This is a genomic window from Kitasatospora griseola (assembly GCF_014648555.1).
In the GTDB taxonomy this organism is placed as follows: domain Bacteria; phylum Actinomycetota; class Actinomycetes; order Streptomycetales; family Streptomycetaceae; genus Kitasatospora; species Kitasatospora griseola.
The window spans coordinates 1-23,281 of sequence record NZ_BMRI01000006.1 but is presented as its reverse complement, the minus strand read 5'-3'; the positions used below and the strand labels follow the sequence as shown (position 1 = coordinate 23,281).

21 protein-coding genes and 1 pseudogene are annotated in these 23,281 nt (G+C 73.3%); 7 read left to right on the top strand and 15 right to left on the bottom strand.

All coding sequences use genetic code 11. From position 1 onward, the window contains the following. Positions 1–887 (bottom strand): serine hydrolase (locus tag IEZ12_RS09685; protein WP_189271630.1); only part of this gene is annotated, 887 nt, incomplete at its 3' end. After that, on the bottom strand, positions 884–1,771 hold the full coding sequence (locus IEZ12_RS09680) for a LysR family transcriptional regulator (RefSeq protein ID WP_229847379.1): 888 nt from the start codon (positions 1,769–1,771) through the stop codon (positions 884–886). The genes IEZ12_RS09685 and IEZ12_RS09680, both read right to left, overlap by 4 nt. 82 nt (positions 1,772–1,853) lie before the next feature. Between IEZ12_RS09680 and bla the strand changes: the two genes are divergently transcribed. From bla to IEZ12_RS09665, 3 genes are all read left to right on the top strand, one after another. Next, positions 1,854–2,753, top strand: a complete 900-nt coding sequence (bla, locus tag IEZ12_RS09675; RefSeq protein ID WP_189271628.1) for a class A beta-lactamase — start codon at positions 1,854–1,856, stop codon at positions 2,751–2,753. A gap of 49 nt (positions 2,754–2,802) precedes the next feature. Continuing rightward, the gene (locus tag IEZ12_RS09670; protein ID WP_189271627.1) at positions 2,803–3,768 is read left to right on the top strand and encodes an MBL fold metallo-hydrolase; all 966 of its coding nucleotides are present in this window, start codon (positions 2,803–2,805) and stop codon (positions 3,766–3,768) included. Between the two features lie 159 nt (positions 3,769–3,927). Beyond that, a complete protein-coding gene (locus IEZ12_RS09665) occupies positions 3,928–5,241 on the top strand; it encodes a DUF2254 domain-containing protein (RefSeq protein ID WP_189271626.1) in 1,314 nt (437 codons plus the stop codon). A gap of 63 nt (positions 5,242–5,304) precedes the next feature. Here the strand turns inward: IEZ12_RS09665 and IEZ12_RS09660 are convergent, their stop codons facing one another. From IEZ12_RS09660 to IEZ12_RS09620, 10 genes and pseudogenes are all read right to left on the bottom strand, one after another. Then, a complete protein-coding gene (locus IEZ12_RS09660; protein WP_189271856.1) occupies positions 5,305–6,252 on the bottom strand; it encodes a cytochrome c oxidase assembly protein in 948 nt (315 codons plus the stop codon). Between the two features lie 180 nt (positions 6,253–6,432). After that, positions 6,433–6,714, bottom strand: a pseudogene (locus IEZ12_RS38060) (urease subunit alpha); the annotation flags it as partial. An 81-nt stretch (positions 6,715–6,795) separates the two neighbouring features. After that, positions 6,796–7,791 (bottom strand): 2-hydroxyacid dehydrogenase, encoded by a 996-nt coding sequence (locus IEZ12_RS09655; protein ID WP_189271625.1) that lies wholly within the window; start codon positions 7,789–7,791, stop codon positions 6,796–6,798. A gap of 65 nt (positions 7,792–7,856) precedes the next feature. Beyond that, positions 7,857–8,882, bottom strand: a complete 1,026-nt coding sequence (locus tag IEZ12_RS09650; RefSeq protein WP_043907892.1) for a 6-phosphofructokinase — start codon at positions 8,880–8,882, stop codon at positions 7,857–7,859. A 278-nt stretch (positions 8,883–9,160) separates the two neighbouring features. Next, positions 9,161–9,889 (bottom strand): type 1 glutamine amidotransferase, encoded by a 729-nt coding sequence (locus IEZ12_RS09645; RefSeq protein ID WP_189271855.1) that lies wholly within the window; start codon positions 9,887–9,889, stop codon positions 9,161–9,163. A gap of 269 nt (positions 9,890–10,158) precedes the next feature. After that, a complete protein-coding gene (locus IEZ12_RS09640; RefSeq protein WP_043907891.1) occupies positions 10,159–11,415 on the bottom strand; it encodes a Mur ligase family protein in 1,257 nt (418 codons plus the stop codon). A 188-nt stretch (positions 11,416–11,603) separates the two neighbouring features. Further along, the gene (locus tag IEZ12_RS09635; protein WP_189271624.1) at positions 11,604–12,938 is read right to left on the bottom strand and encodes a GNAT family N-acetyltransferase; all 1,335 of its coding nucleotides are present in this window, start codon (positions 12,936–12,938) and stop codon (positions 11,604–11,606) included. Positions 12,939–13,043: 105 nt separating this feature from the next. Then, entirely contained in the window at positions 13,044–14,483 is a 1,440-nt protein-coding gene (locus IEZ12_RS09630) for a pyridoxal phosphate-dependent decarboxylase family protein (RefSeq protein ID WP_189271623.1), read from the bottom strand. Positions 14,484–14,678: 195 nt separating this feature from the next. Further along, the gene (locus IEZ12_RS09625) at positions 14,679–15,785 is read right to left on the bottom strand and encodes a hypothetical protein (RefSeq protein WP_189271622.1); all 1,107 of its coding nucleotides are present in this window, start codon (positions 15,783–15,785) and stop codon (positions 14,679–14,681) included. Positions 15,786–16,053: 268 nt separating this feature from the next. Further along, on the bottom strand, positions 16,054–17,151 hold the full coding sequence (locus IEZ12_RS09620; RefSeq protein ID WP_189271621.1) for a winged helix DNA-binding domain-containing protein: 1,098 nt from the start codon (positions 17,149–17,151) through the stop codon (positions 16,054–16,056). A gap of 100 nt (positions 17,152–17,251) precedes the next feature. Here IEZ12_RS09620 and IEZ12_RS09615 point away from each other — a divergent pair, with 100 nt between their 5' ends. Further along, positions 17,252–17,527 (top strand): hypothetical protein, encoded by a 276-nt coding sequence (locus IEZ12_RS09615; RefSeq protein WP_229847378.1) that lies wholly within the window; start codon positions 17,252–17,254, stop codon positions 17,525–17,527. 64 nt (positions 17,528–17,591) lie between these two features. Next, positions 17,592–19,433, top strand: a complete 1,842-nt coding sequence (gene glmS / locus IEZ12_RS09610; RefSeq protein WP_189271620.1) for a glutamine--fructose-6-phosphate transaminase (isomerizing) — start codon at positions 17,592–17,594, stop codon at positions 19,431–19,433. A gap of 42 nt (positions 19,434–19,475) precedes the next feature. On the opposite strand, the gene IEZ12_RS09605 is transcribed toward glmS, so the two are convergent. Next, positions 19,476–20,579, bottom strand: a complete 1,104-nt coding sequence (locus tag IEZ12_RS09605) for a calcium:cation antiporter (protein WP_189271619.1) — start codon at positions 20,577–20,579, stop codon at positions 19,476–19,478. Between the two features lie 95 nt (positions 20,580–20,674). Between IEZ12_RS09605 and IEZ12_RS09600 the strand changes: the two genes are divergently transcribed. Then, on the top strand, positions 20,675–21,517 hold the full coding sequence (locus IEZ12_RS09600; protein ID WP_189271618.1) for a polysaccharide deacetylase family protein: 843 nt from the start codon (positions 20,675–20,677) through the stop codon (positions 21,515–21,517). Positions 21,518–21,655: 138 nt separating this feature from the next. On the opposite strand, the gene IEZ12_RS09595 is transcribed toward IEZ12_RS09600, so the two are convergent. Both IEZ12_RS09595 and IEZ12_RS09590 read right to left on the bottom strand, forming a co-directional pair. Then, the gene (locus tag IEZ12_RS09595; protein WP_189271617.1) at positions 21,656–22,273 is read right to left on the bottom strand and encodes a DUF6629 family protein; all 618 of its coding nucleotides are present in this window, start codon (positions 22,271–22,273) and stop codon (positions 21,656–21,658) included. 29 nt (positions 22,274–22,302) lie between these two features. Continuing rightward, positions 22,303–22,707 carry a VOC family protein gene (locus IEZ12_RS09590; protein WP_189271616.1) on the bottom strand — a complete coding sequence of 135 codons (405 nt, stop codon included), beginning with the start codon at positions 22,705–22,707 and terminating at the stop codon, positions 22,303–22,305. Between the two features lie 66 nt (positions 22,708–22,773). On the opposite strand from IEZ12_RS09590, the gene IEZ12_RS09585 reads away from it, so the two are divergent. Beyond that, the gene (locus IEZ12_RS09585; protein WP_189271615.1) at positions 22,774–23,208 is read left to right on the top strand and encodes a MarR family winged helix-turn-helix transcriptional regulator; all 435 of its coding nucleotides are present in this window, start codon (positions 22,774–22,776) and stop codon (positions 23,206–23,208) included. Positions 23,209–23,281 lie beyond the last annotated feature (73 nt).

Genomic DNA, 23,281 nt, shown 5'->3' with positions numbered 1-23,281 from the left:
AGGTCGTGCAGCCCGCGGGCCACCCGGGCCAGCACGGCCTCCGCCGTCGGCTGGACCGCCGCGGGCACGGTGGACTCCGTCAGCGCCGCGACGGCGTACCGGGAGCCGTCGTCGTGCTCGACCACCCCGATCTCGTGGCGCAGGTTGAGCAGCGTGCCGGTCTTGGACGACCACCGGGAGGCGTCCGAGTCGAAGTCGGGCGCGAGCCGGTGCCGGATCACGTTCAGGCCCATCAGGGAGCGCACCCGGGCGGCGGCCGCGGCGGGGACGCGGGTCGGGACCCACAGCGCGTGGAGGAGGTCGACGCAGGCCCGGGCCGTCCCGGAGTTCGCGCGGCCGACGTCCAGTTGGGGGACGGGGTGCCCGCGCCCGGCGGTGCGGGCGTCGATCGCCGGCGACTGCGCGAGGTGGACCTCGGCCGGCTCGAACCGCTCCACCGGGGTCCGGGTGAGCTCGTCCATCGCGTGGCGGACGGCGATGCCGGTGAGACCGGCCCGGACCAGGGTGCGGTCGACCTCGGCGGGCGGGACCAGGCCGAACAGCGCGTCCGCCGCGCCGTTGTCGCTCATCGCGGTGCTGAGGTACAGCAGGTCCTCGACGGCGATCCGGGTCGGGTGCCGGAACCTGCTCAGCCCCACCGGACCCGCCGTCGTGATCCGCCCCGGCGGCACCTCGACCGTCGCCGCCGGATCGAGCCGCCCGTCCTCGATGCGCTCCGCGACCGCCAGCGCGAGCGGAATCTTCGCCAACGAGGCGATCGGCAGCTCGACGTCCGGGCTGATGCCGAGCTCCGCGTCGGAGTCCAAGTCCCGTACCAGGTAGGAGCCGGACAGCCCCGCGTCGCCGAGCGCCGCCCGGAGCTCCCGGACGGCCCGCTGCACGTTCACGGCCGCACCCGCCCGTCGGCCGGCACACCCAGGCAGTGCCCGATCGGCTCCCGGAGCGCCTCGCCCACCGCCCGCGCGTCGACGCCGCCGGCCGCCCGCAACCGGTAGCCGCGCGCGACGGGATCGCCCGCCAGCGACCGCCAGAACAGCCCGTACTCCTCGGCCTGCGCGGACGAGCACAGCAGCAGGGCGTCGGACCGGAGCGTCTCGGACACGGCCGCGGTCAGCGAGGGCGCGAGCGCGATCTGCGCGGGCAACAGGGCCGCGCGGTGGCCGAGTTGCTCCAACCGGCCGCGGACGTGGGGGAGGTCGTCCTCCGGCTGGACCCAGATCCGCCGGAACGTGGACTGCGCCCGCCCGGGCCGCAGCGACTCGACGCGCAACGGCCGCGGGTCGGTGACGACCGCGCCCGCCACCCCGAGCGGAACGGCCCAACCGGCCTCGCCCGGCGGCACCGCGACCAGGGCCAGGCGCACCTCGTGGGCGTTCAGCAGCTCCGCCCGCGCCGCCGGGCCCGCCGGCCGGAAACCCAGCACCATCCCCAACTCGCCTGCCTCCGCGTCGAGTTGCGCCAGCGGTCGGACCGGGAAGAGCTCGGGGACGGCGAACGCCAGCGGCCGGAGCCGGGCCTGCTCGGCGTCGTACTCCAGCGCGTCCGCGAGCTCGACCAGCCGCCTCGCCGACGGCAGCAGATCCCGCCCGAACGGGGTCAGCGCGGCCCGGCGGCCCGAGCGGTCGAACAGCAGACCGCCCAAGTGCCGCTCCAGCGCGGCGATCCGCCGGCTCGCCACCGGCTGCGGCACCCCGGCCGCCGCAGCGCCCAGAGTGAAGCTCCCGCGCTCGCCCACCTGGACGAACACCCGGCACGCCCCCACCAAGGCCACTGGCGCATCGTATGCGGAGAACGCATGAGAAGTGTCAATTCCGTCTTTGTGCAACCGAATCGGCCGACGCAGGCTGTCGGCCATGCACACCACGACGCCCCGCACCGCCCTGCTCGCCGCGCCCCTGCTCGCGGCCGCCCTGCTGGCCGGATGCGCACACCAGCCGCCGGCGCCCAGGCCCGATCCCCCTGCCGCAGCGCCCGCCGCCGACCCCTTCCAACAGCTCGAACAGCGTTTCGGCGCCCGCCTCGGCGTGTACGTGCTGGACACCGGCAGCGGCCGCGAGATCACCCACCACGCGGACGAGCGGTTCGCGTTCGCCTCCACCTCCAAGGCCCTGGCCGCCGGCGCCCTGCTGCGCCGCGCCTCCGACGCCGACCTGGCGAAGGTGGTGACGTACCGTCAGGCGGACGTGCTGAAGTGGGCCCCGGTCACCTCGAAGCACGTGGACACCGGCATGACGCTGCGCGACCTGCTCGCCGCGTCCCTGGACCACAGCGACAACACCGCGGCCAACCTCGTCACGGCCGAGGTCGGCGGCCCCGCCGCCGTCCAGCAGGCCCTGCGCGACCTCGGTGACATCACCACGCACGTCGACCGCACCGAGCCGACGCTCAACGAGACCGCCCCGGGCGACACCCGCGACACCAGCACACCCCGCGCGCTGGCCGCCGACCTGCGCCAGTACGTCCTCGGCGACGTCCTGCCCGCGGACCGGCGCCGGATGCTCACCGACCTGATGCTCGCCAACACCACCGGCGGCCCGTACATCCGGGCGGGCGTCCCCGCCGGTTGGAAGGTCGCCGACCGGACCGGCAACGCCGACCACGGCACCCGCAACGACATCGCCGTCGCCTGGCCCGACGGCGGCCGCAGCCCCGTGGTGATCGTCGTCCTGTCCGACCGCGCCCGACCGGACGCCGCCTCGGACGACGAGCTGATCGCCCGGGCCACCGAGGCCGCGCTGCACGCCCTCGGCTGACCACGCGCCGGCAACGAGAAACCACATGGCACCAGCAAGGAGAAACCGCATGACCCTCTCCCGGCGCACCTTCGGCCTCCTCGCCACCCTCGCCCTCGCCGGCCCGCTCACCGCCCCCGCGCAGGCCGCCGCAGCCGCCGTCGAGGCACAGGACCACTACGACCGCGCCCGCGAACTGGCAGGCGACGACCCGGTGCTGTGCGCACTCGTGACCGCGCTCACCCCCGGCGCGACCGCCCCGCTCCCGCCCGCACCGGCGCCCCTCAAGCTCTTCGACGACCTCGCCGTGCTGAGCGCCGGCTGGGTCTCCGCGACGGCCGTGCTGACCGACCACGGCATCGTGCTGATCGACGCGCTCACCTCACCGGCGGACGCGGAGCACGTCATCGTCCCCGGGCTGCGCACGCTGGGCGCCGACCCGGCGACGCTCAAGTACGTCGTCGTCACCCAGGGCCACTACGACCACTTCGGCGGCGCGCAGCTGCTCGCCGACCGCTACGGCGCCCGCGTCCTGATGCACCCCGCCGACTGGGACCTGATCGCCCGCACCGCACCCGCCGACGCCCCCGCCCGGGACCTGGACATCCTCGACGGCCAACGCCTCACCCTCGGCGGCACCACGATCCGCCTGCACCACACCCCCGGCCACACCCCGGGCACCGTCTCCCCGATCATCCCCGTCCGCGCGGGCGCCCGGCGCCACACCGCCATGCTGTGGGGCGGCACCCTCCCGCCCGCCGGCCTCCCCGAGCTGCGCACCTACCTCTCCTCCGTCCGGTCCTTCCGCACCCGGGCCGTCCGGGCCGGTGCGGACGTGGAACTCTCCCACCACCCCACCGACTTCGGCCTCGAACGCGCCGAACAGCTCCGCGCCCACCCCGACGGACCCAACCCCTTCGTCCTCGGCCGCCCGCGCACCGAGCGGTTCCTGGCCGTGCTGGACCTGATGCTGCGCGGCCGGATCGCCGACGCCGGGGCCGCCGGCGTCCGGGCCGAACCGGGCAGGTGGTGCTGACGGCAGGTCAGTTCGGGCCCGGTCCGCCGGCGTCGGCCACCCCGGCGAGCAGCCCTGTGACCTCGCGCAACCGACCGCCGGGCCCGTCGGCCGGTGCCCGCACGGGAACAGGAAGCGTCGCTCCCGGGGCCCGGGCGGGCCCGCATCTAGCCTGGCGGGATGAGCGAGCAGCACAGTGGCCGGGCCCGGCGGCCGCACTACCGGGCGTTGTCGCCGCTGCGGGAGCACCTGCGGGAGTCGTTCTGGTTCGGGCCGCTGGTGGCGTGCGTCGCGGCGGTGCTGCTGGCCGGGCTGACCGACCTGATCGACCAGGAGATCTTCGCCGAGGCGACGGCCGAGCAGACCGCCGACACCCTGCTGTCGTTCGCCACCGCGGCGAAGAGCGTGGTGTCGACCATCAGCTCCGCGATGCTCACCTTCATCGGCGTGGTGTTCTCGATCTCCCTGGTGTCGCTCCAGATGGCCGCCGGGCAGATGAGCCCCCGGGTGCTGCGCCTGTACGTGCGCAGCCGGCTGACCAAGGCGACGTTCTCCACCTGCCTGGCGACGTTCGTCTTCACCCTGCTGGTGCAGCTCGGCTACGACGACACCACCGACCCGACGCGCGCCGTCTCCGTCCCGATCGTGTCGACGGTCGTCGCGCTCGTCCTGGTGATGCTCAGCCTGGGCCTGTTCGTGCTGTACGTGCAGGCGACGCTTCGGCTGCTGCGCGTGCCGCACGTGATCGACCGGGTCACCCGCGAGTCGCTGCAGGTGCTGCTCGCCTACCGCTGGCTGAACCCGGAACCCGCCGACGGCCTCGGCCCGCAGGGGCCGACGCTGCTGCACGAGGGGCGGGCCGGCGTGCTGCGGGACGTGAACATCCGCCGGCTGGTGCGGGTCGCCCGGCGGCACGGCACGGTGCTGCACCTGGTGCCCCGGATCGGCGACTTCATCGCGCCCGGCACCCCGACCGTGCTGGTCGTCGGCGGCACCCCGCCCCGGCCCGGGTGGATCACCACCGCGCTGAACGTCGGCGTCGAACGCACCATGCACCAGGACCTCAGCTTCGGCTTCCGCCAGCTCGTCGACATCGCCATCCGCGCCCTGTCGCCCGCCGTCAACGACCCCACCACCGCCGTGCAGGCCGTCGACCGGATCCACCAGCTGCTCGCCGTCCTCGCCCCCTACCACCTGGGCGAGCTGCGCCACCGCGACCGGGACGGCGCGGTGCGGCTGGTGCAGCCGGTGCCGGGGTGGGAGGCGACGGTGGACCTGGCGTTCACCGAGATCCGGATCTGCGGCGCCGGCCAGCCCCAGGTCACCCGCCGCCTGGTGGCCGCCCTCGACGACCTGCTGCGGATCACCCCCGAGCCGCGGCGCCCCCCGCTGCTCGTGCAGCGGCAGCTGCTGGAACGGGCCGTCGCCGAGGCCGTCCGCGACCATGACAACCGGCTGTTCGCGCTCGCCCCGGACCGCCAGGGCATCGGCTGAGCGCCCCGGGAACGCGAAGTCCGCCCGGAGGAGCTCCGGACGGACTTCGAGGAGGAGCTGCGGTCAGCTCGCGGCGCCGCGGTTCAGCGAGGCCAGGTACTTGTTGTAGGCCACCAGCTCGGCGTCGCCGTCACGGTCGGCGGCCCGGTCGCGGCGGCGGGCCTGCCGCTCCTCGGACTTGGCCCACTGGAGGGTCAGGGCGATCAGCACGATCGCGGTGGGGATCTCGCCGAACGCCCAGGTGATGCCGCCGGCCAGCTGCTGGTCGGCGTGCAGGTCGGTGCCGACCGGGGCCAGCTCGGAGGTGAAGGTGTTGACCAGCTGCCCGGAGGCCATCATCACGGCCACGCCGAAGAACGCGTGGAACGGCATGCCCATGAACAGCTCCAGGATCCGCATCACGAAGCCGGGGCGGTGCGGGCCCGGGTCGACGCCCATGATCGGCCAGAAGAACAGCATGCCGACGGCGAGGAAGTGCAGCATCATCGCCAGGTGCCCGATCTGGTACTTCATCAGGTAGTCGAACAGCGGGGTGAAGTACAGCCCGTACAGGCTCGCGATGAAGATCGGGATGGTGTACGCGGGGTGCGAGACGATCCGCACCAGCCGGCTGTGCAGCAGCGCGACCAGCAGCTCGCGCGGCCCGCGCCCGCTGCCCTTGCGGGCCGGGCGCAGCGAGCGCAGCGTCAGCGTGATCGGCGCGCCGAGCAGCAGCAGGATCGGGGACAGCATGGACAGCACCATGTGCTGCATCATGTGGGCGCTGAACAGCACCATGCCGTAGTCGTTCAGCTTGGTGTTGGTGACCAGGAACACCGTGCCGACACCGGCCGTCCAGGCCACCAGCCGGCCGACCGGCCACTTGTCGCCGCGCCGCCACAGCCGCACCGCCCCGAACAGGTACAGGCCGAAGGCGAGCGCGCAGAAGGCCAGGTACGGCCAGTCCGGCGACAACTCCATGGCCCGCGAGAGGGTGAACGACGGCAGGGGCCCCCCGCCGTGGTGGTGCATCCCGGTCATGCCGTCGCCCATCGGGCGGCCCCGCTTTCGTCCATGCCGTCCGTCCCCACGCGGTGCCGCGGGTCCGGTTTGGTCGGTTTCGTTCGGACCCAGCCTAGGCGTCGCTTACGGCGCGCCGGTCAGCGCCCCCGGCGACGGGAGTGTTTCCGCCGGTGCCGCCGGCGCTCCCGCTCACAGGAAGTAGAGGCGGTTCAGCGAGACTTCCTGGGCGGCGTCGGAGTGCAGCGGGGCGCCGTCGAGGGTGACCAGGCCCCGCGCGCCGTCGACGAGGATCTCCCCGAGGCGGTTGTTGCGCACCAGGTCCGCGGGCCCGATGCCGCGGGTGTGGCGGACCGGGACGCGGCGGCGCCGGGTGGTGATCGTGTCGTACGGCCGGGCGGCGGTGCCCGCCTCGGCGGCGGCGAGGCTGGTGAAGGCGATGGACAGGTCGGCGGGGGTGGCGCCGGGGGCGCCCCCCAGGAATCGGACCGGGCTGTCCGAATCATCGGTCAGCCCCGGCCCGGCAGCGCGCCTGCAGGGGTGCGGCGTGATTCCTCAGGCCTTCGGCACCAGGGTGTTCTCGTTGGTGCGGCCGGCGGCGAAGTCGTCGATGTTGCGGGCGGTGGCGTCGATGATCTGGCCGACGGCGGTGTGGGTGAAGTAGGCCTGGTGGCTGGTGACGAGGACCTGGGGGAAGGTGATGAGGCGGGCGAGGGTGTCGTCGGTGATGCCGTGGATGGAGCGGTCGGTGAAGAAGACGCCGGTCTCCTCCTCGTAGACGTCGAGGCCGACGCCGGAGAGGCGTCCGGCGCGGAGGTTCTCGACGAGGGCGGCGCTGTCGAGGAGGCCGCCGCGGCTGGAGTTGATGAGGATCGCGTCGTCCTTCATCCGGGCCAGGGCGGCGGCGTCGATGAGGTGGTGGGTGGCGGGGAGGAGGGGGACGTGGAGGCTGATCAGGTCGGCCCGGGTGAGGAGTTCGGGGAGTTCGGTGTAGTGCATGCCGAGGTCGAGGCAGGCGGGGTTGGGGGCGATGTCCCAGCCGAGGAGGTGGGTGCCGAAGCCGGCGGCGATGCGGGCGAAGCACTCGCCGATCTTGCCGGTGCCGATGACGCCGACGGTCATGCCGTGGATGTCGCGGCCCATCAGGCCGTCGAGGCGGAAGTCGAACTCGCGGGAGCGGTTGGCGGCGCGGGCCAGGCGGCGGTTGACGGCGAGGGCGAGCGCCCAGGCGTGTTCGGCGACCGCGTACGGGCTGTAGTGGGAGACCCGGGCGATGGTGAGGCCGAGTCGGGCGGCGGCGTCGAGGTCGATGTTGTTGAAGCCGGTGGCGCGTTGGGCGACCAGCCGGGTGCCGCCGGCAGCGAGGACGGAGAGGGTCTCGGCGTCGAGGACGTCGTTGACGCTGCTGCTGACGGCCGGGTAGCCGGCGGCGATCGGCGCGGTGTCGCGGTCGAGGAACACGGCGAGGGTGCGCAGCGAGTGCCGGCCCGTGAAGGCCTGCTCCAGAAGCGGCTGTTCGTCTGCTTGGACGCCGTACGCGAGGATCTCCATGCGGCGAAGGCTATCCCCGGGGGCGTGCGGGGTGAACCACGACGCGCCCCCGGGGTGACGAGCCGTCAGATGACGGTCTCCGCCTCCAGGTAGCGGTCGGACGGGACCGTCTTCAGCTCGGCGACGGCCTCGCCCAGCGGCACCAGCCGGATGTCGGTGCCCTGCAGGGCGGTGATGTGGCCGAACGCGCCCTTGTGCGCGGCCTCCACGGCGTGCCAGCCGAACCGGGTGGCCAGCACCCGGTCGTAGGCGGTCGGGGTGCCGCCGCGCTGGGTGTGGCCGAGGATGACCGGGCGGGCCTCCTTGCCGAGGCGGTGCTCCAGCTCGCGGGAGAGCTGGGTGGCGATGCCGGTGAACCGCTCGTGGCCGTACATGTCCTTGGTGCCCTCCTCCCAGGCCATGGTGCCGGGCTCGGGCTTGGCGCCCTCGGCGCACACCACGATCGCGAACTTCTTCTGCCGGTCGAAGCGCTCGCGCACCACGTCCGTCAACTTGTCGATGTGGAAGGGCCGTTCGGGGACGACGATGGCGTGCGCGCCGGCCGCCATGCCCGCGTTCAGGGCGATCCAGCCGGTGTGCCGGCCCATCACCTCGACCACCATGACGCGCTGGTGCGACTCGGCGGTGGTCTTCAGCCGGTCCAGCGCCTCGGTGGCCACCGACACGGCGGTGTCGAAGCCGAAGGTGACGTCGGTGCAGGCGATGTCGTTGTCGATGGTCTTCGGCACGCCGATCACCGGCAGGCCCGCGTCGCTCATCAGCTTCGCGGCCTTCAGGGTGCCCTCGCCGCCGATCGGGATCACCGCGTCGATGCCCAGGTCCGCGCAGTACTTCTTGGCGCGCTCCACGCCGTCGCGCAGGTGGCTGGGCTGGACCCGGGAGGAACCCAGGATCGTGCCGCCCTGGGCGAGGATGCCGCTCACCGAGTCGAGCGTCAGCGGGCGGTGGACGCCCTCCAGGAGACCGCGCCAGCCGTCCTCGAACCCGATGATCTCGTCGCCGTGGTCGACCACCCCCCGGTGGACCACGGAACGGATGACGGCGTTCAGGCCGGGGCAGTCACCGCCACTGGTCAGGACACCAATACGCATTGCTTTGCCAACTCCCGAGCAGGATTCGGACGGCCGGACTGGTGGGTGAGAATCGGACATAGTGCCCGAATCGGATCTGCTGCACAGCATACGGTTCCTGCGTCCGGCCGAGCCGAAACCGACGCGGGGGCGGCTTCCTCGACGCACCACACGTAACTGCGACCCGACCGCCGAGGAGGGTGTTGCGCCCGGGCTCTCCTTATTCTCCTATGAAGTTGTCCCACCGGGGACGGCCGACCACATGGCGGTCAGCCGTCCACCGGGCCAACGGTCGGCGGCTACGCCGGGCGGGCCGCCGAGGCGATCCGCTCGGTACGCAGCGCGTCGTACCAGGTGGTGTCCGCCGGCGGCAGCGCGTTCACGTCCAGCGCCAGCTTGATCAGCAGGTCGGCGACGGCGGGGTTGCGGGCCATCACCGGGCCGTGCAGGTAGGTGCCGAACACGGTGTCGCGCCAGGCGCCCTCGGTGCCGTCGCCGGTGCCGTTGCCCCGGCCGACCTGCACCGTGGCGAGCGGCTTGACGCCCTCGCCGAGGTGCGTGATGCCCTGGTGGTTCTCGAAACCGGTCAGCTGCGGCAGACTCAGCTGCGGATTGACCTCCGCCAGCACGTCGCCGACGCAGCGCGCGCCCTCGCCGCGGGTGGTCCACACGTCCAGCAGGCCCAGGCCCGCTTCGCGCTCGCCGAGGTCGTTGATGAACTCGTGGCCCAGGATCTGGAACCCGGCGCAGACCGAGAAGATGATCGCACCGTTCTCGGCGGCCCGGACCAGCCCGCCGTCGTTGCGCAGCCGCTCGGCCGCGAGCCGCTGCGGGCGGTCCTCACCGCCGCCGATCAGGTAGATGTCGCCACTGGTCGGCACCGACTGGTCGGAGCGCACGTCGATCCGCTGCACCCCGAGCCCGCGCTGCTGCGCCCGGCGCTCCACCACCAGCGCATTGCCGCGGTCGCCGTACGTGGACAGCAGGTCCGGGTACACCCAGACCACCCGCAGGCTGCTCTCGCTCATCCTGGAAGACCTCCCGTACTGCGGCGCCGCCTCCGGCGCACCGCCCCCGTACTGCTGCTGCGGCTCGTCGAACCCCCGCTGCTGCCCGGCGAACTGCTGCCCGTCGTACTGCTGCGGGTGCTGCGGCTCCGCGAACGACTGCTCGCCGTACGCCTGCTGCTCGCCGTACGCCTGGTCGCCGTACGCCTGCTGCTGGTACTGCCGGTCGTCGAACTGCTGCCCGTCGTACGGCTGCCCGCCGTACTGCTGGTAGTGCTGCTGGTCGCTCATCAGGCCACCACGGCCTTGCGCAGCTGCTGGAACGCCGTGTAGTTGGCGATCGCCTCGATGCGGCCCTCGGGGGCGGCGTCCACCGCCTGGGAGAGCGAGTCGACGACCTGGAACTGCAGGCCGGCGACCTCCAGACGGACCGCCAGGTCGAGCTTGCGCTGGCCCATCACGAAGATCGGGTGGCCGGCCAGGCGCTCGTAGTCGACGTCCCACAGCCAGGAGGTGTCGGTGCCGTCGGCGTCCATCGCGTTCACCGACAGGATCACCGGCGCCGGCGGGCCGTCGATCAGCGAGAAGGTCTCCAGCCAGCCGGCCGGGTTCTTCGCCAGCAGCAGCCGGATGTCCCGGCCGCGGAACTGCACCACGTCGTAGCGGCCGGCCACCGCCGCCACCGCCTGCATGCGCTGCAGCGCGACCTGCGGGGCCACGCCGAACACCGCGGCGACCGCCGCCGAGCTGGTCGCGTTGGCCAGGTTGGCGCGGCCCGGCAGCTGGAGCTGGATCGGCCAGGCGCCGCGGTGCGGGTCGATCACGTGGGTGCCCTGCAGCGCCCAGTGCGGGTTCGGACGGCGGAAGCCGCACTCGCCGCAGAACCAGTCGTCGCCCGGACGCTGCATCACACCGCCGCACGACGGGCACGACCAGGCGTCCTCCTTCCACGCCTGCCCGGCGGCCACCCAGACCACCTTCTTGCAGGACGAGGCGGCCCAGGTCACCAGCGGGTCGTCCGCGTTGGCGATGATCACGGCCTCGGTGTCCTTCAGGCCCTCGCGCCACTTCTCGGCCATCATCCGGGTCTCGGCGGCCCGGTCGAGCTGGTCACGGGAGAGGTTCAGCAGCGCTATCGCCTTCGGCCGGGTGTCCCGGGCGACCATCGGCAGGTACTTCTCGTCCACCTCGATGACGCCGAACCGGGCGTCCGTGCCGCCCGCCAGCGCCGCCGTGATACCGGCCGGCATGTTCGCGCCCAGCGCGTTGGAGACCACCGGGCCCGCCGCCCGCAGGGCCTCGGCGATCAGCCGGGTGGTGGTGGTCTTGCCGTTGGTGGCGCTGACCAGGACCACGTCCAGGTGCTCGGCGAGGGTCTTCAGCAGATCCGGGTCGAGCTTGAGCGCGACCTTGCCGCCGATCACCGACCCACTGCCGCGCCCGGCCTTCTGGGACAGCGCGGCCGCCATCTTGCCGGCCGTCACGGCGATCTTTGCGCGGGCGGGCAGCGAGGCGTCGCGCGCGGCTTCCGAATCGGTGCCTGGCATGCTCAGGGGTTCCTCCTTGCTGCGGCACCGCCCAGGTCGTTCGACGACCCACGGGCGGCATGGACGGACTCAGCCTACCGACTCCCGCCCGCACACTTGAGCAGGGGCGACATACCGGCCCGCGCCACACCCGGCCGAGGCGGCGCCGCGACGGGCCCGGAGGACGCGCCACCGGGCCCGACGGGCCGTCAGCGCGCCGCCCAGGGCGCGGGCAGTTTCTCCGTCGCCTCCGACAGGTGCGCGGTGATCACCAGGGTGCCCTCCTCCATCTGGTAGTCCAGCGGCGCCGACAGCCGGCGCATGGTCGAGATCAGCCCGGTGTTCGCCGCCGTCGTCACCGCGTACACCGTGCCCACGCCCGCCTCCAGCGCCAGCGCCGCCATCCGCCGCACCAGGTCCACCCCCAGGCCGCGGCGCTGCCAGGCGTCCTCGACCAGCAGCGCGATCTCCGCGCCCTCGTCGTCCCACATCAGGTGCGCCAGCGCCACCAGCCGGCCCTGCGCGGTCTCCACCGCCAGGGTCTGCCCGTGCCGCGGGTCCAACAGGTGGTCCAGGTAGCGGTCGGCGTCCTTCACCGGCCCGTGGTAGCGCCGCCGCAGCGACTCCGGCGAGCACCGGGCGTGCATCGCCACCGCCGCCTCCTTGTCGGCCGGCGTGGCCCGGCGCACCGTCAGGTCGCCCCCCGCCGGGCGGCTGATCCGCGCCGCGACCTGCGGCACCCGCGGGCCCAGCAGGGTGTCCAGCTCCACCAGCGCCCGGGCCCGGGCGAACTCGGTCGGCGTGAACGGCAGACTCGGCCGGGACAGCTCCAACAGGTCCCCGTTCGGCAGCGGCAGCCGCATCACGTGCCCGTCCACGCCGGGCTGCGCCGCGGCGCCCCGCCCCGGGTACTGGCGGATCGCCGCCCGCCCGAACAACTGCCGCAGCGCGACCGGCAGCTCCGCCGCGTCCAGCGCGGTACGGGTCGCCAGCGCCAGCACCTGCCGGGGCACGTCCACCAGCTCGTGGGCGTCCGCCCGGTCCGACCAGATGTCCCGGCCGCCGCCCGCCGCGACCGCAGCCACCAGCTCGGCCCGGGCCAGCGAGGCCGGCGCGCGCACGATGAACTCGTCCACCGTGCAGTCGGGCAGCGGGTGCGCCTGCATCGAGACGATGTTCACCTGCCGCTCCGCCAACGCCGTGCACACCCGGGCCAGGCTGCCCGGCGCGTCCGCGACACTGGTCCGCAGCCGCCACAGCACGGTCGGCTCCTCGACGGTGCTCACCTCGGGCCCGCCCGGTGGTGCGAGGGCGTCCGGGCCGGGCGGGTGCCGGTGCGCCAGCCGGACGCGGAACAGCGTGGCGGCGAGCAGCGCCCCGGCGGAGGCGAACAGCAGCACCGGCCCGTCGTGGCCGTGCACCACGACGTTCGCGACCAGGTCGGCGGCCGCGACCGCCGCGAACACCGCCGCGAGCTCGACCGCCTCCCGGCGCCAGCGCTGCCGCTTCGTACCGAATCTGTGGGTGTACGCCGTGTCATCCATGCCTGAATGGTGGCGCTCCGCTGTTTCACGATCACGAACCCCCCGTGACCCGACGGTTAATGTCTGCGCGGCCCCCGTCGGATCGGCGCTGATCCGCTCCCGCGATCACTCTGACGTGCGGCCCCGGTCCAGGAGTTCCGCACCGGCCGATTTCACCTCGGCCAGCAGCAGCCGCAGATCCTCGTCCGTGGTCGCGGAATTCAGCAGACAGGCCCGCAGCATCTCCCGCCCGCGGTACACCGCGCCGGTCACGAACACCCGGCCGCGCTGCTGGACCGCCACCGGCAGACGGGAGTTGAGCTGCTGTGTCGCCTCCTCGTCGAGGCCGGACGGGCGGTACCGGAACGCGACGATCGACGTCTCCACCGGCGCCAGCAGCTCCAACTCCGGGTCCTGCTCCACCCAAGCGCCCAGCCGCCGGGCCTGCGCGGTGCAGTGCGCGACGTCCCGGGCCACCCCCGAACGGCCGCGGTGCGCGATCGACGCCCACACCTTCAGCGAACGGAACGGACGGGTCTGCTCGGTGCCGTACTCCGAGAACCAGCCCAGACCGCCCGCGTCCTCGTCCCGCAGGTACGACGGCACCAGGCTGAACGTGCCCCGCAACTCCGCCGCGTCCCGCACCAGCGCGCAGCCGCAGTCGACCGGCACGCCCAGCCACTTGTGCGGATCCAGGGCGAGGGAGTCGGCGCGGTCGAGCCCCCGGTAGCGGTGCGCGATCGCCGGGTCCAGCACCCCGAACGCGCCGTACGCGCCGTCGACGTGGAACCACAGCCCTTCGCGGGCGGCCAGCTCGGCGATCGGCTCGAACGGGTCGACGGCGCCGGTGCCGACGGTTCCTGCGGACGCCACCACCAGGAACGGCAGCCGGCCCGCGGCGCGGTCCTCGGCGACCGCCGCTTCGAGACTGTCCAGCCGCAGGTGGCCGTCCTCGTCGGCGGCCACCACCCGCAGGTGCTTCGAGCCCAGCCCGAGCAGCTCCGCGGCCTTGCGCACACAGCTGTGCGCCTCGCCCGTGACGTACCCCACCAGCGGCGGCATCCCCGCGAGCCCGTCCGCCCGGACGTCCCACCCCGCGGTGCGCGCCGCGCGGCTGCGGGCCGCGGCCAGACAGACGATGGTCGCCATCGACGTCCCGGACGTCAGCAGACCGCCGCCGGGCGGGTGCGGGAAGCCCACCAGCTCCGCGATCCACCGCACCACCGCCCGCTCCAGATGGACGTCCGCGTGGTCGCCGCCCGCCGAGCTCGGGTTCATCGCGGACGCGGCCAGCGTCGCCAGCACACCCGCGGGCTGCGGCGCGGAGTTCACCCACCCGAAGAACCGGGGACTTCCGTTGCCCATCGGATACGGCATGATCCGCGACTCGACCGCCGTCAGCAGCTCCTCGAAGCTCGCCCCGTCCTCCGGCAGCTCCAGCTCCAGCAGCGCGGAGCGCTCCGCGGGGTCCATCGGCTGCCACACCGGGCGCGAGGGCAGCGCGTCGAGATAGTCCGCCACCAGCTGCGCGGCGGCCTGAGCGGCACTTCGGAAGTCGTCGTTCATGGGAGGGAAGGGTAGAGCAGCGAGGAGCGAACGCAGGCGGGCTCGAAATCAGGGGCGCGGGGAACTGCGCGAAGGGGAACGCACCCACCGCAAGATCGCGACGCCGGACAATGACCTGCACGTGCTCGCGACCTTACGGACGTGATGTGCGCTTGTCGCGCAGTGCCCCGCGCCCCTGGTGGTGCTGCTACTGGTTCAGTCCAGGGTGCTGGACAGCCCGCCCGCGGAGCGGCAGTAGCCCTGGATCTCCTTGTCGGTGATCTTGGCGCAGAGGCGTCCGGCCGCGCCGTTGTCGGTGTAGTTGACGGTGTAGTAGCTGACCAGGCCCTGGGCGCAGGCCTTGCGCTGCCAGGCGTCCTTGGCGGTGGCGCACTGCTGGGCGGCCCAGTCCTCGCGGTCGAGGTTGTACTTCATGGTGCGGGAGCCGACGCCGCGGGAGCAGTCGTTCTCGCCGCCGCTTGCCTGGGCGTTGAGGCACCACTGGAGGGCCTGGGCGAAGGCCTCGGGGTGATTGGGGTAGTCGTGGGAGGAGAGGAAGAAGGTGGGGGCGTAGAAGAAGCAGGCGGACTGGTAGAGGGACGGCTGCTCGGGGCAGGGGTAGAGCGGTTCGGCGGCGAGCTTGTCCGCGGGGAGGTTCGCCTTGGCCTTCTCGTCCTCCTCGTCGGGGGCGAAGAGCTGCATGAAGACGCCCTCGGAGCAGGTGATGCGGCGGTTCTGGGAGGGGAACTTGTCGCACAGGGCGCGGGCGGAGGGGATGTCCTGCTTGGTGACGAACATGATGCCGTGGCCGACGCCGTGGATGCAGGGGCCGGTGTTGGCGGGGGCGCACAGGGTGAGGATGTCGTGCTGGGGGTCCTGGGAGTTGGCGAGCATCTCCTCGACCGCGCCGTGCAGGTAGCCGGCCGCGCAGGTCTCGTGCGGGAAGGAGATGACCTTCTGGAAGTCCTGGTGGTAGCGCTTCACCGCGGCGTGCCCGAGCTCGTGGGCGATGGGGTGGCAGAACCGCACGGTGTACGGCTTGGCCTTGGAGATCCTGTCGAGGTCGGCGAGGGCGACGCCGGGGTCGGCGGCGTCCATCTCGGACATCAGCTTGTTGCGCAGGGTGGAGCGGGTCCACACCGCCGGGTCGCCGGTGGGGGAGGGGGACGCGGAGCCGGGCGCGGCGGCGGTGGGGCCCGCCGGGTCGGCGGGGGTGGCGGCGGCGGTGGCCGGTTTGGGCGTCCAGTCGGTGACCAGGACCGCCCCGAGGCCGAGGGCGGCCAGCAGGACGGCGGTGACGACGGCGAACACACGCGGTTGCATGACGGACGGTCCCCCTGTGATCGACACGGACAGTACGCGGCCCATCCTGCGGGGTGACCGCCGGAAACCGCCGGTCGGACACCGCCGACGGATGCAAGTGCCGGGCCGCGATCACCCGTACACCGGCTGCGCACCGTCCTTCAACGACAGCCCCACATCCCAGGCACGCCCCTGCTCACCCGTTCGGCCGTCGTTGAAGCACTACGCGCCGCGGCGGCGATCGGTTGCGCCCGGGCTCGCGGCGGAGTCGAGCCGAGGCGGCGCCACGTCAGCGCGTCCGCAGGAAGCGGGCCAGGTCGTCGTCGGCGATGGCGATGCCGTCGGCGAGCCCGGGGACGGGGACGGCGGGCGGCGGGTCGAAGAGGGTGATGTCGGCCCGGCCGTGGTGCGGGGACCAGGTGCCGCGGGCGAGTCCGTCGACCAGGACGGCGGCGTGGATCTGGCCGCCGCCGGGGCGGATCCGCTTCTCGTGGGCGGCCGGGACGGAGAGCTCCGAGGAGCGGTAGCCGACCAGGTAGTTGTCGTATCCGGGCAGCAGCCGTACGTCGGGGGCGGGCAGCGGGGCCAGGTCGAGTTCGTCGGCCCGGTCGGCGGGGAGCGCGCAGTCCTGCTCGCGGACCAGGACGTGGAGGAGTTCGCCGGACGCGTCGAGGGTCCGCCAGGCGCGTCGGGCGGCCGTGACGGGCAGGCCGGACCAGCCCGCGAAGTCCTCGGGTGCGGCCGGCCCGTAGGCCCGCAGGTAGCGGCGGGCCAGTTCGGTGACGGCGCTCTCCCCGGTGGGCCCCTCGGGGGCGTCGGGCAGCCAGTCGGCGAGCAGGACGGCGGTGGCGGCGCCGTTCCGGGACGGGCCGTGGCAGATCAGGCCGCGCAGTGCCGTCCGGCGGATCAGGTGGAACGCCTCCTGGCCGCGCTCCGGGACGCCGATCGCGGCCAGCCGGTCCGTCAGCTCCTCGCGGGTGGACGGGCCGCAGGCGGCCAGGGTGTCCATGATCACCGTCTCTGCCCGGTCGCACAGAGCCTCGTCCAGGCCCAGCTCGCGGTGGCGGCGGGCGCTCAGGCGCAGGAAGCGCGGTCCGAGCAGGGCGAGCAGCCAGCGCAGGTCGGCGGTGGTGACGATGTGCAGGGTGCCGCGCAGGAACCAGCCCCGGACCAGGGTGCGGTCCTCCTCCAGGGCCAGCCGGACATCGGCGGCGGTGATGCCCCGGGTCCTGACCCCGATGCCGATCGCGGCGGGCCGGGCGTCCTGGGCCTGGATGCCGACCACCCGTTCGACCGTCTCGGCGGCGGTGCCGAAGGCGACTCCGCCGCCGATGCCCTGCCCCCGGGTACGCAGGGCCCGTACCTGATCGTCGTCCAGTGCGCGCATGCCCTCACGGTACCGAGCGGGCGGGCTCCCGTTCGCCGTCCTGCCCGATTTCGGGCAGGATCTTTGGCAAATGGACACTTCACGCCTAGGCTCACCGACCGTGCCTGTCTCACCACACCCTCATGAGGACCTGCTCGCCCATCTCGCCCGGACCACAGCGCTGGCCCCCGGGGAGGCGGCCCGGGTCGTCGCGGAGGTGCTGGCGTACTTCTCCGAGACCACGGAGGAGTACGTGCGCCGCCGTCACGGTGAGCTCCAGGCCAGGGGCCTGACCAACGATCGGATCTTCGCCCGGCTGGGCGCGGAGCTGGCCGCCCGCCGGGTGGCCGCGCCGGAGCTGTCGGTGCGTCAGCTGCGGCGGCTGGTCTACGGCTGACCGGCCGAAGCGGCGCAGGCCCCGAGTCCACCCGAAAACCCTCGAACACCAGGAGTCCACGCCCATGTGCGGAATCGTGGCCTACATCGGCCCCAAGGACGCGTCGCCCTTCCTGCTGGAGGGCCTGCAGCGACTGGAGTACCGGGGATACGACTCGGCGGGCGTGGCGGTGGTCGCCCCCGCCACCAAGTCCGTCCCGGCGAAGTTGAAGGTGTGCAAGGTCAAGGGCCGGGTCGCGGACCTGGCGGCGGCGCTGCCGGCCCGGTTCAAGGGCGGGGCCGGCATCGGCCACACCCGCTGGGCGACCCACGGCGTGCCGTCGGACGCGAACGCGCACCCGCACACCGACAACGAGGGCCGGATCGCGGTGGTGCACAACGGCATCATCGAGAACGCCGACGAGCTGCGCGCCAAGCTGGCCGCGGACGGTGCGGTGTTCCGCTCGGAGACCGACACCGAGGTGCTGGCCCACCTGATCGCCGCGCACCGCGCCGACGGCGGCGAGCTGGAGGACGCGGTGCGGGCCGCGCTGAAGCTGGTGGTCGGCACGTACGGCATCGCGGTGCTGGACGCCGAGCAGTCCGACCGGATCGTGGTGGCCCGCAACGGCAGCCCGATCGTGCTCGGCATCGGGGAGAAGGAGATGTTCGCCGCGTCCGACGTCTCCGCGCTGGTCCGCTACACCCGGCAGGTGGTGCACCTGGAGGACGGCGAGCTGGCGACGGTCCGCGCCGACGGCTTCCGGACGTTCACCGAGGACGCCCGGACCGTCACCCGGCAGCCGTCCACCGTCGACTGGGAGATCGGCTCGTACGACACCGGCGGCTACGCGCACTACCTGCTGAAGGAGATCCACGAGCAGCCCGGCGCCGTCGAGCGCACGCTGTCCGGCCGGCTCGACGAGCGGTTCTCCACCGCACACCTGGGCGGGCTGAACCTGGACGCCCGGGAGCTGCGGGAGATCCGCCGGGTGAAGATCCTCGGCTGCGGCTCGGCGTACTACGCGGGCGAGATGGGCGCGCAGCTGATCGAGGAGCTGGCCCGGATCCCCGCGCACTCCGAGCCGGCCTCCGAGTTCCGCTACCGCAACCCGGTGATCGAGGCGGACACCCTGTACGTGGCGGTCAGCCAGTCCGGCGAGACCTACGACACGCTGGCGGCGGTGCAGGAGATCAAGCGCAAGGGCGGCCGGGTGCTGGGTGTGGTGAACACCGTCGGCTCGGCGATCGCCCGCGAGTGCGACGGCGGCATCTACCTGCACGCCGGCCCGGAGATCTCGGTCGCCTCCACCAAGGCGTTCACCTCCACCGTGGTGGCGTTCGCGCTGCTGGCGCTGCACTTCGGCCGGATCCACGACCTGTCGCCCGCCGACGGCCGGCGGATCGTCAGTGCGCTGAAGGCGCTGCCGGAGCAGATCCGGGAGATGCTCGGGCAGCAGGCGGAGATCGAGAAGCTCGCCGCCGAGTACGCCGAGAGCCAGGGCATGATGTTCGTCGGCCGGGTGCGCGGCTACCCCGTGGCCCGGGAGGGCGCGCAGAAGCTCAAGGAGATCTCCTACGTGCACGCCGAGGCGTACCCCGCCTCCGAGCTGAAGCACGGCCCGCTGGCGCTGATCAGCCCCGAACTGCCGACGGTGGCGCTGGTGCCGGACGACGAGCTGCTCGACAAGAACCTGACCACGCTCGGCGAGATCAAGGCCCGCTCCGGGCGGGTGCTGGCGATCGCCCACCGGCCGATCGAGGCGAAGCTGGCCGACCACTGCGTGGTGGTCCCGAAGAGCGAGCCGGAACTCGACCCGCTGCTGCTCAACATCCCGCTCCAACTGCTGGCCTACCACGCCGCGGTGGCCCTCGACCGGGACGTGGACAAGCCGCGCAACCTGGCCAAGAGCGTCACCGTGGAGTGACGGCGGACCTGGTTCCCCGCCGTCGGCTCACGGGCTGACGACTCACGGGCTGACGGCGAGGACCAGGTAGGCGCCGAGGATCGCCAGGTGGACGCCGCCCTGGAGCGGGGTGGCGCGCTTGGGGATGACGGTGAGGGTGCCGACCGCCACCGTCAACGCCAGCAGGATCATGTGATTGGCGCCGAGGCCGAGTTCGAGCGGCCCGCTCAGCCAGGTGGAGGCGATCGCGACGGCCGGAATGGTCAGGCCGATCGAGGCCAGCGCCGAGCCGAGCGCCAGGTTGAGGCTGATCTGCACCTTGTTGCGGACGGCGGCCCGGACGGCGGCGATCGACTCCGGCAGCAGCACCATCAGCGCGATCACCACGCCGACCACCGCGTTCGGCAGCCCCGCCGACTCCACCCCGCGCTCGATGGTCGGGGACACGCCCTTGGCCAGGCCGACCACCGAGACCAGGGCGACGGACAGCATCGCCACGCTGATCAGCGTCATCTTCAGGGTCGGCGGGTCGGAGTGCTCGTCCATCGGGTCGACCACCTCGCCCGCCGGGGTGACCGGGAGGAAGTAGTCGCGGTGACGGACCGTCAGGGTGGAGACGAACAGCCCGTAGATGACGATCGAGGCGGTCGCCGCGAACACCAGCTGGGTCGGCGAGAACTCCGGACCCGGCGTGGAGGTGGTGAACGTCGGCAGCACCAAACTCAGCGTCGCCAGCGTGGCGATCGCGCCGAACGCCGCGCCGGTGCCCTCCGCGTTGAACACCGCCACCCGGTACTTCAGCGCGCCGACCAGGATGGACAACCCGAGGATCCCGTTGCAGGTGATCATCACGGCGGCGAACACGGTGTCCCGGGCCAGGCCCGCGGTCTTGTCGCCGCCGTCCGCCATCAGCGTCACGATCAGCGCCACCTCGATGATGGTGACGGCGACCGCCAACACCAGTGACCCGTACGGCTCGCCGACCCGATGGGCGATCAGCTCCGCATGGTGCACGGCCGCCACCACCGACACCGCCAGGAAGCACGCCACCAGGGTCACCACCGGCCACGGCATCTCACGGTGCCAGGTCGCCAGGAGCAGCATGAACGCCATCACCGGGGCGACGGTGGTCCACTGCAGATAGAGCGGTCGGTTGGGAGAAGCCATACGGCCGAGCTTGGCAGATGGCACCCGCCCGGCCCGGAAGTGACACTCGTGGCGGTGGTCACGATGAACGGTGACGAACGGTCAGGAGCGGAGCAATGGTCGGACGGCGAACGGTACTGGCAGCGGCCCTCGGACTCGCGGCGGGCTGCGCCCGCGCCCGCCCGGAACCGGCGGCTCCCGAGGCGGCCGAGCCGTCCCCGCCGCCGTCCCCCTCCGCTTCCGTCACCGCGCCCGCCACCTCCGCGCCGCCGAGCCGCGAGGCGGTGCTCGCCCGGTACGCGGGGCAGCGGCCCACCCGGTGGGGGACCGACCTGCCCGGGGTGGTCGCCGAGGTTCCGGACGGGGCGCTCGCGCTGACCTTCGACGCCTGCGGCGGGTCGGGCGGGAACGGCTACGACGCGGCGCTGATCGACACCCTGCGCCGGCACCGGGTGCCCGCCACGCTGTTCCTGAACGCCCGGTGGATCGACGCCAACCCCGGGCCGTTCGGCGAACTGGCCGCCGACCCGCTGTTCGAACTCGGCAACCACGGCACCGCGCACCGCCCGCTGTCCGTCACCGGCCGCTCGGCGTACGGCATCACCGGCACCGCGGACGCCGCGGCCGCCTACCAGGAGGTGGCGGACAACGCGGCCAAGCTGGCCGGGCTGCTCGGAACGCCACCGCGCTGGTTCCGCTCCGGGACGGCGCACTACGACGAGGTCGCGGTGCGGATCGTCGACGAACTCGGCGAGCGGGTGGCCGGGTTCGCGGTGAACGCCGACGCCGGGGCGACGTTCACCGCCGACCAGGTGGCGCGGACGGTGGCCGCGGCCCCACCCGGATCGGTGGTGATCAGCCACTTCAACCACCCCGACGCGGGCACCGGCCCCGGCTACGCGCAGGCGCTGCCCCGGCTGCTGGACGCGGGCCGCCGCTTCGTCCGGCTGTCGGACTGAAGGGCAGGAGCTCGGCGGGGACGGTGGACTACCGGTGCGTCCGGGTGACGAGGCTCAGCACCGCCCGCACGGTGCGCGGGGTGCTGTACCCCGTCCCCGTTCCCCACCCGGGCGGCTCGGTGCAGGACGCGCCGGCGCTCATCGATGTTGTGGGGAGCGGGAGTTGACGGCGGTTCGGCGGGCCCGGTCGTACAGCAGGACGGAGGCGACGGCGGCCAGCGCGCACCAGGTGGAGACGAACGCCAGCTGCCACAGCAGGCCGCAGGCGAGCGCGCCCGCGCCGAGCACCATGCCGAGGCGGCGCAGCCGATGGTCGCCCGAGCAGAGCAGCGCGCCCACGGTGGCGGCCAGGTAACCCGCCAGCAGCAGGGCGGCGGCCGGGACGCCGATGGCGTAGTCGAGGGTGTGGCCGTGCGGGTGCGCCGTCACCGGGTGCCGGGCGAGCGCAAGGGTCAGGGGGACGGCGACGGCCGCGCCCAGCGCGGTGAACCATGCCGCCGAGCGGCGGCCGGTCGCGCACCACACCGCCGCCGGCACGTACACCGGCAGCAGCGGTAGTGCGATCACCGCCCATGCCGTGCGGGCCCACGCCCAGCCCGACCACACGCCCGCCTCCACCAGCTGGTGCACGCCCAGCAGCAACGGCAGCGCGGCCAACGGCAGTTGAGGACCTGAACCGGCGCGCAGCACCGCGGCGACCCCGACCGCCGTGACGGCGCTGCCGACGAGCAGATCGGCCCCGGCGCTCCAGCACACCCCGCCAGCGTACTGAGCGGACCCCGCGATCAGTACGACTGAAGCTCGATCAGCGTGCCCTGCGGGTCGCGCAGATGGGCGCTGCGCAGCGTCGGCCCCCACTCGGGGCGGTCGGTCGGCGCCAGCGCGGGCGTCGCGCCGTGCGTCAGGCAGAGCGCGTACGCGGTGTCCACGTCCGCGACCCGGCAGACGAACATGCCGGTGTCGGCCGGGGGAGCGTCCGCCGGCGTCGGGGCGGTGCCGAGGGTGGCGGCCATCGCCGCCCGGTCGAACAGCACCAGCACGGCCTGCTCGGCCACGTCCCAGTGCGCGTACGGCCCGGCGGCCGTGCCCTTGACCAGGTGCGCGCCGAGCAGCGGGGGCAGGACGGCGTCGTAGAAGGCGAAGCAGGCGGCGAACTCGGCGACCAGCAGGCGGGGATGGAGCGCGTCCACGGGCAATCCCTTCGGAGCGAATCGTGGGTCTGGACCCACTATAGGACGGCCCCTACCATGTTCGACATGGCCGACCCGACCGAAACCCCGCCCGCACTGCTGGAGTTGACGACCTATCTGCTCTCCAGGGTCGGCAAGGACGCCCGCAACCGCCTCGCCGAACTCCTCGCCGCCGACGGACTGCGGCTCCACCACCACGCGGCCCTCGCCGCCCTCGCCGACTTCGGCCCGCACACCCAGCGCGACCTCGCCACCCGTCTGCGCCTCGACCCCAGTGACCTCGCCAAGGCCGCCGACCAACTCGCCGCCGCCGGCTGGCTCGACCGCACCCGCGACCCCGCCGACCGTCGCCGCCTCACCCTCACGCTGACACCCGCCGGCGCCACCCGGCTCGCCGAACTCGACGCCCTGGCCCGCGACGTCCAGGACGCCGTCCTCGCCCCGTTGACCGCCGCCGAACGCGCCGTCCTGCACGGCCTGTTGTTGCGCGTGCACGGCTGAGAAAGTGTTGGGTAATTGATCAACTGCGCGTTGTGATGCGGTGGCGGTGATCTCCGTGGCGGCTGGTCCGCGA

Coding starts and splice junctions, on each gene's coding strand:
- IEZ12_RS09655 (WP_189271625.1), bottom strand. CDS start 7,791: ATGGAGATCCTCGCGTACGGCGTCCAAGCAGACGAACAGCCGCTTCTG.
- IEZ12_RS09635 (WP_189271624.1), bottom strand. CDS start 12,938: ATGGATGACACGGCGTACACCCACAGATTCGGTACGAAGCGGCAGCGC.
- IEZ12_RS09670 (WP_189271627.1), top strand. CDS start 2,803: ATGACCCTCTCCCGGCGCACCTTCGGCCTCCTCGCCACCCTCGCCCTC.
- IEZ12_RS09625 (WP_189271622.1), bottom strand. CDS start 15,785: ATGCAACCGCGTGTGTTCGCCGTCGTCACCGCCGTCCTGCTGGCCGCC.
- IEZ12_RS09665 (WP_189271626.1), top strand. CDS start 3,928: ATGAGCGAGCAGCACAGTGGCCGGGCCCGGCGGCCGCACTACCGGGCG.
- IEZ12_RS09660 (WP_189271856.1), bottom strand. CDS start 6,252: ATGCACCACCACGGCGGGGGGCCCCTGCCGTCGTTCACCCTCTCGCGG.
- IEZ12_RS09640 (WP_043907891.1), bottom strand. CDS start 11,415: ATGCCAGGCACCGATTCGGAAGCCGCGCGCGACGCCTCGCTGCCCGCC.
- IEZ12_RS09650 (WP_043907892.1), bottom strand. CDS start 8,882: ATGCGTATTGGTGTCCTGACCAGTGGCGGTGACTGCCCCGGCCTGAAC.
- bla (WP_189271628.1), top strand. CDS start 1,854: ATGCACACCACGACGCCCCGCACCGCCCTGCTCGCCGCGCCCCTGCTC.
- IEZ12_RS09600 (WP_189271618.1), top strand. CDS start 20,675: ATGGTCGGACGGCGAACGGTACTGGCAGCGGCCCTCGGACTCGCGGCG.
- IEZ12_RS09630 (WP_189271623.1), bottom strand. CDS start 14,483: ATGAACGACGACTTCCGAAGTGCCGCTCAGGCCGCCGCGCAGCTGGTG.
- IEZ12_RS09605 (WP_189271619.1), bottom strand. CDS start 20,579: ATGGCTTCTCCCAACCGACCGCTCTATCTGCAGTGGACCACCGTCGCC.
- IEZ12_RS09620 (WP_189271621.1), bottom strand. CDS start 17,151: ATGCGCGCACTGGACGACGATCAGGTACGGGCCCTGCGTACCCGGGGG.
- IEZ12_RS09645 (WP_189271855.1), bottom strand. CDS start 9,889: ATGAGCGAGAGCAGCCTGCGGGTGGTCTGGGTGTACCCGGACCTGCTG.
- IEZ12_RS09585 (WP_189271615.1), top strand. CDS start 22,774: ATGGCCGACCCGACCGAAACCCCGCCCGCACTGCTGGAGTTGACGACC.
- glmS (WP_189271620.1), top strand. CDS start 17,592: ATGTGCGGAATCGTGGCCTACATCGGCCCCAAGGACGCGTCGCCCTTC.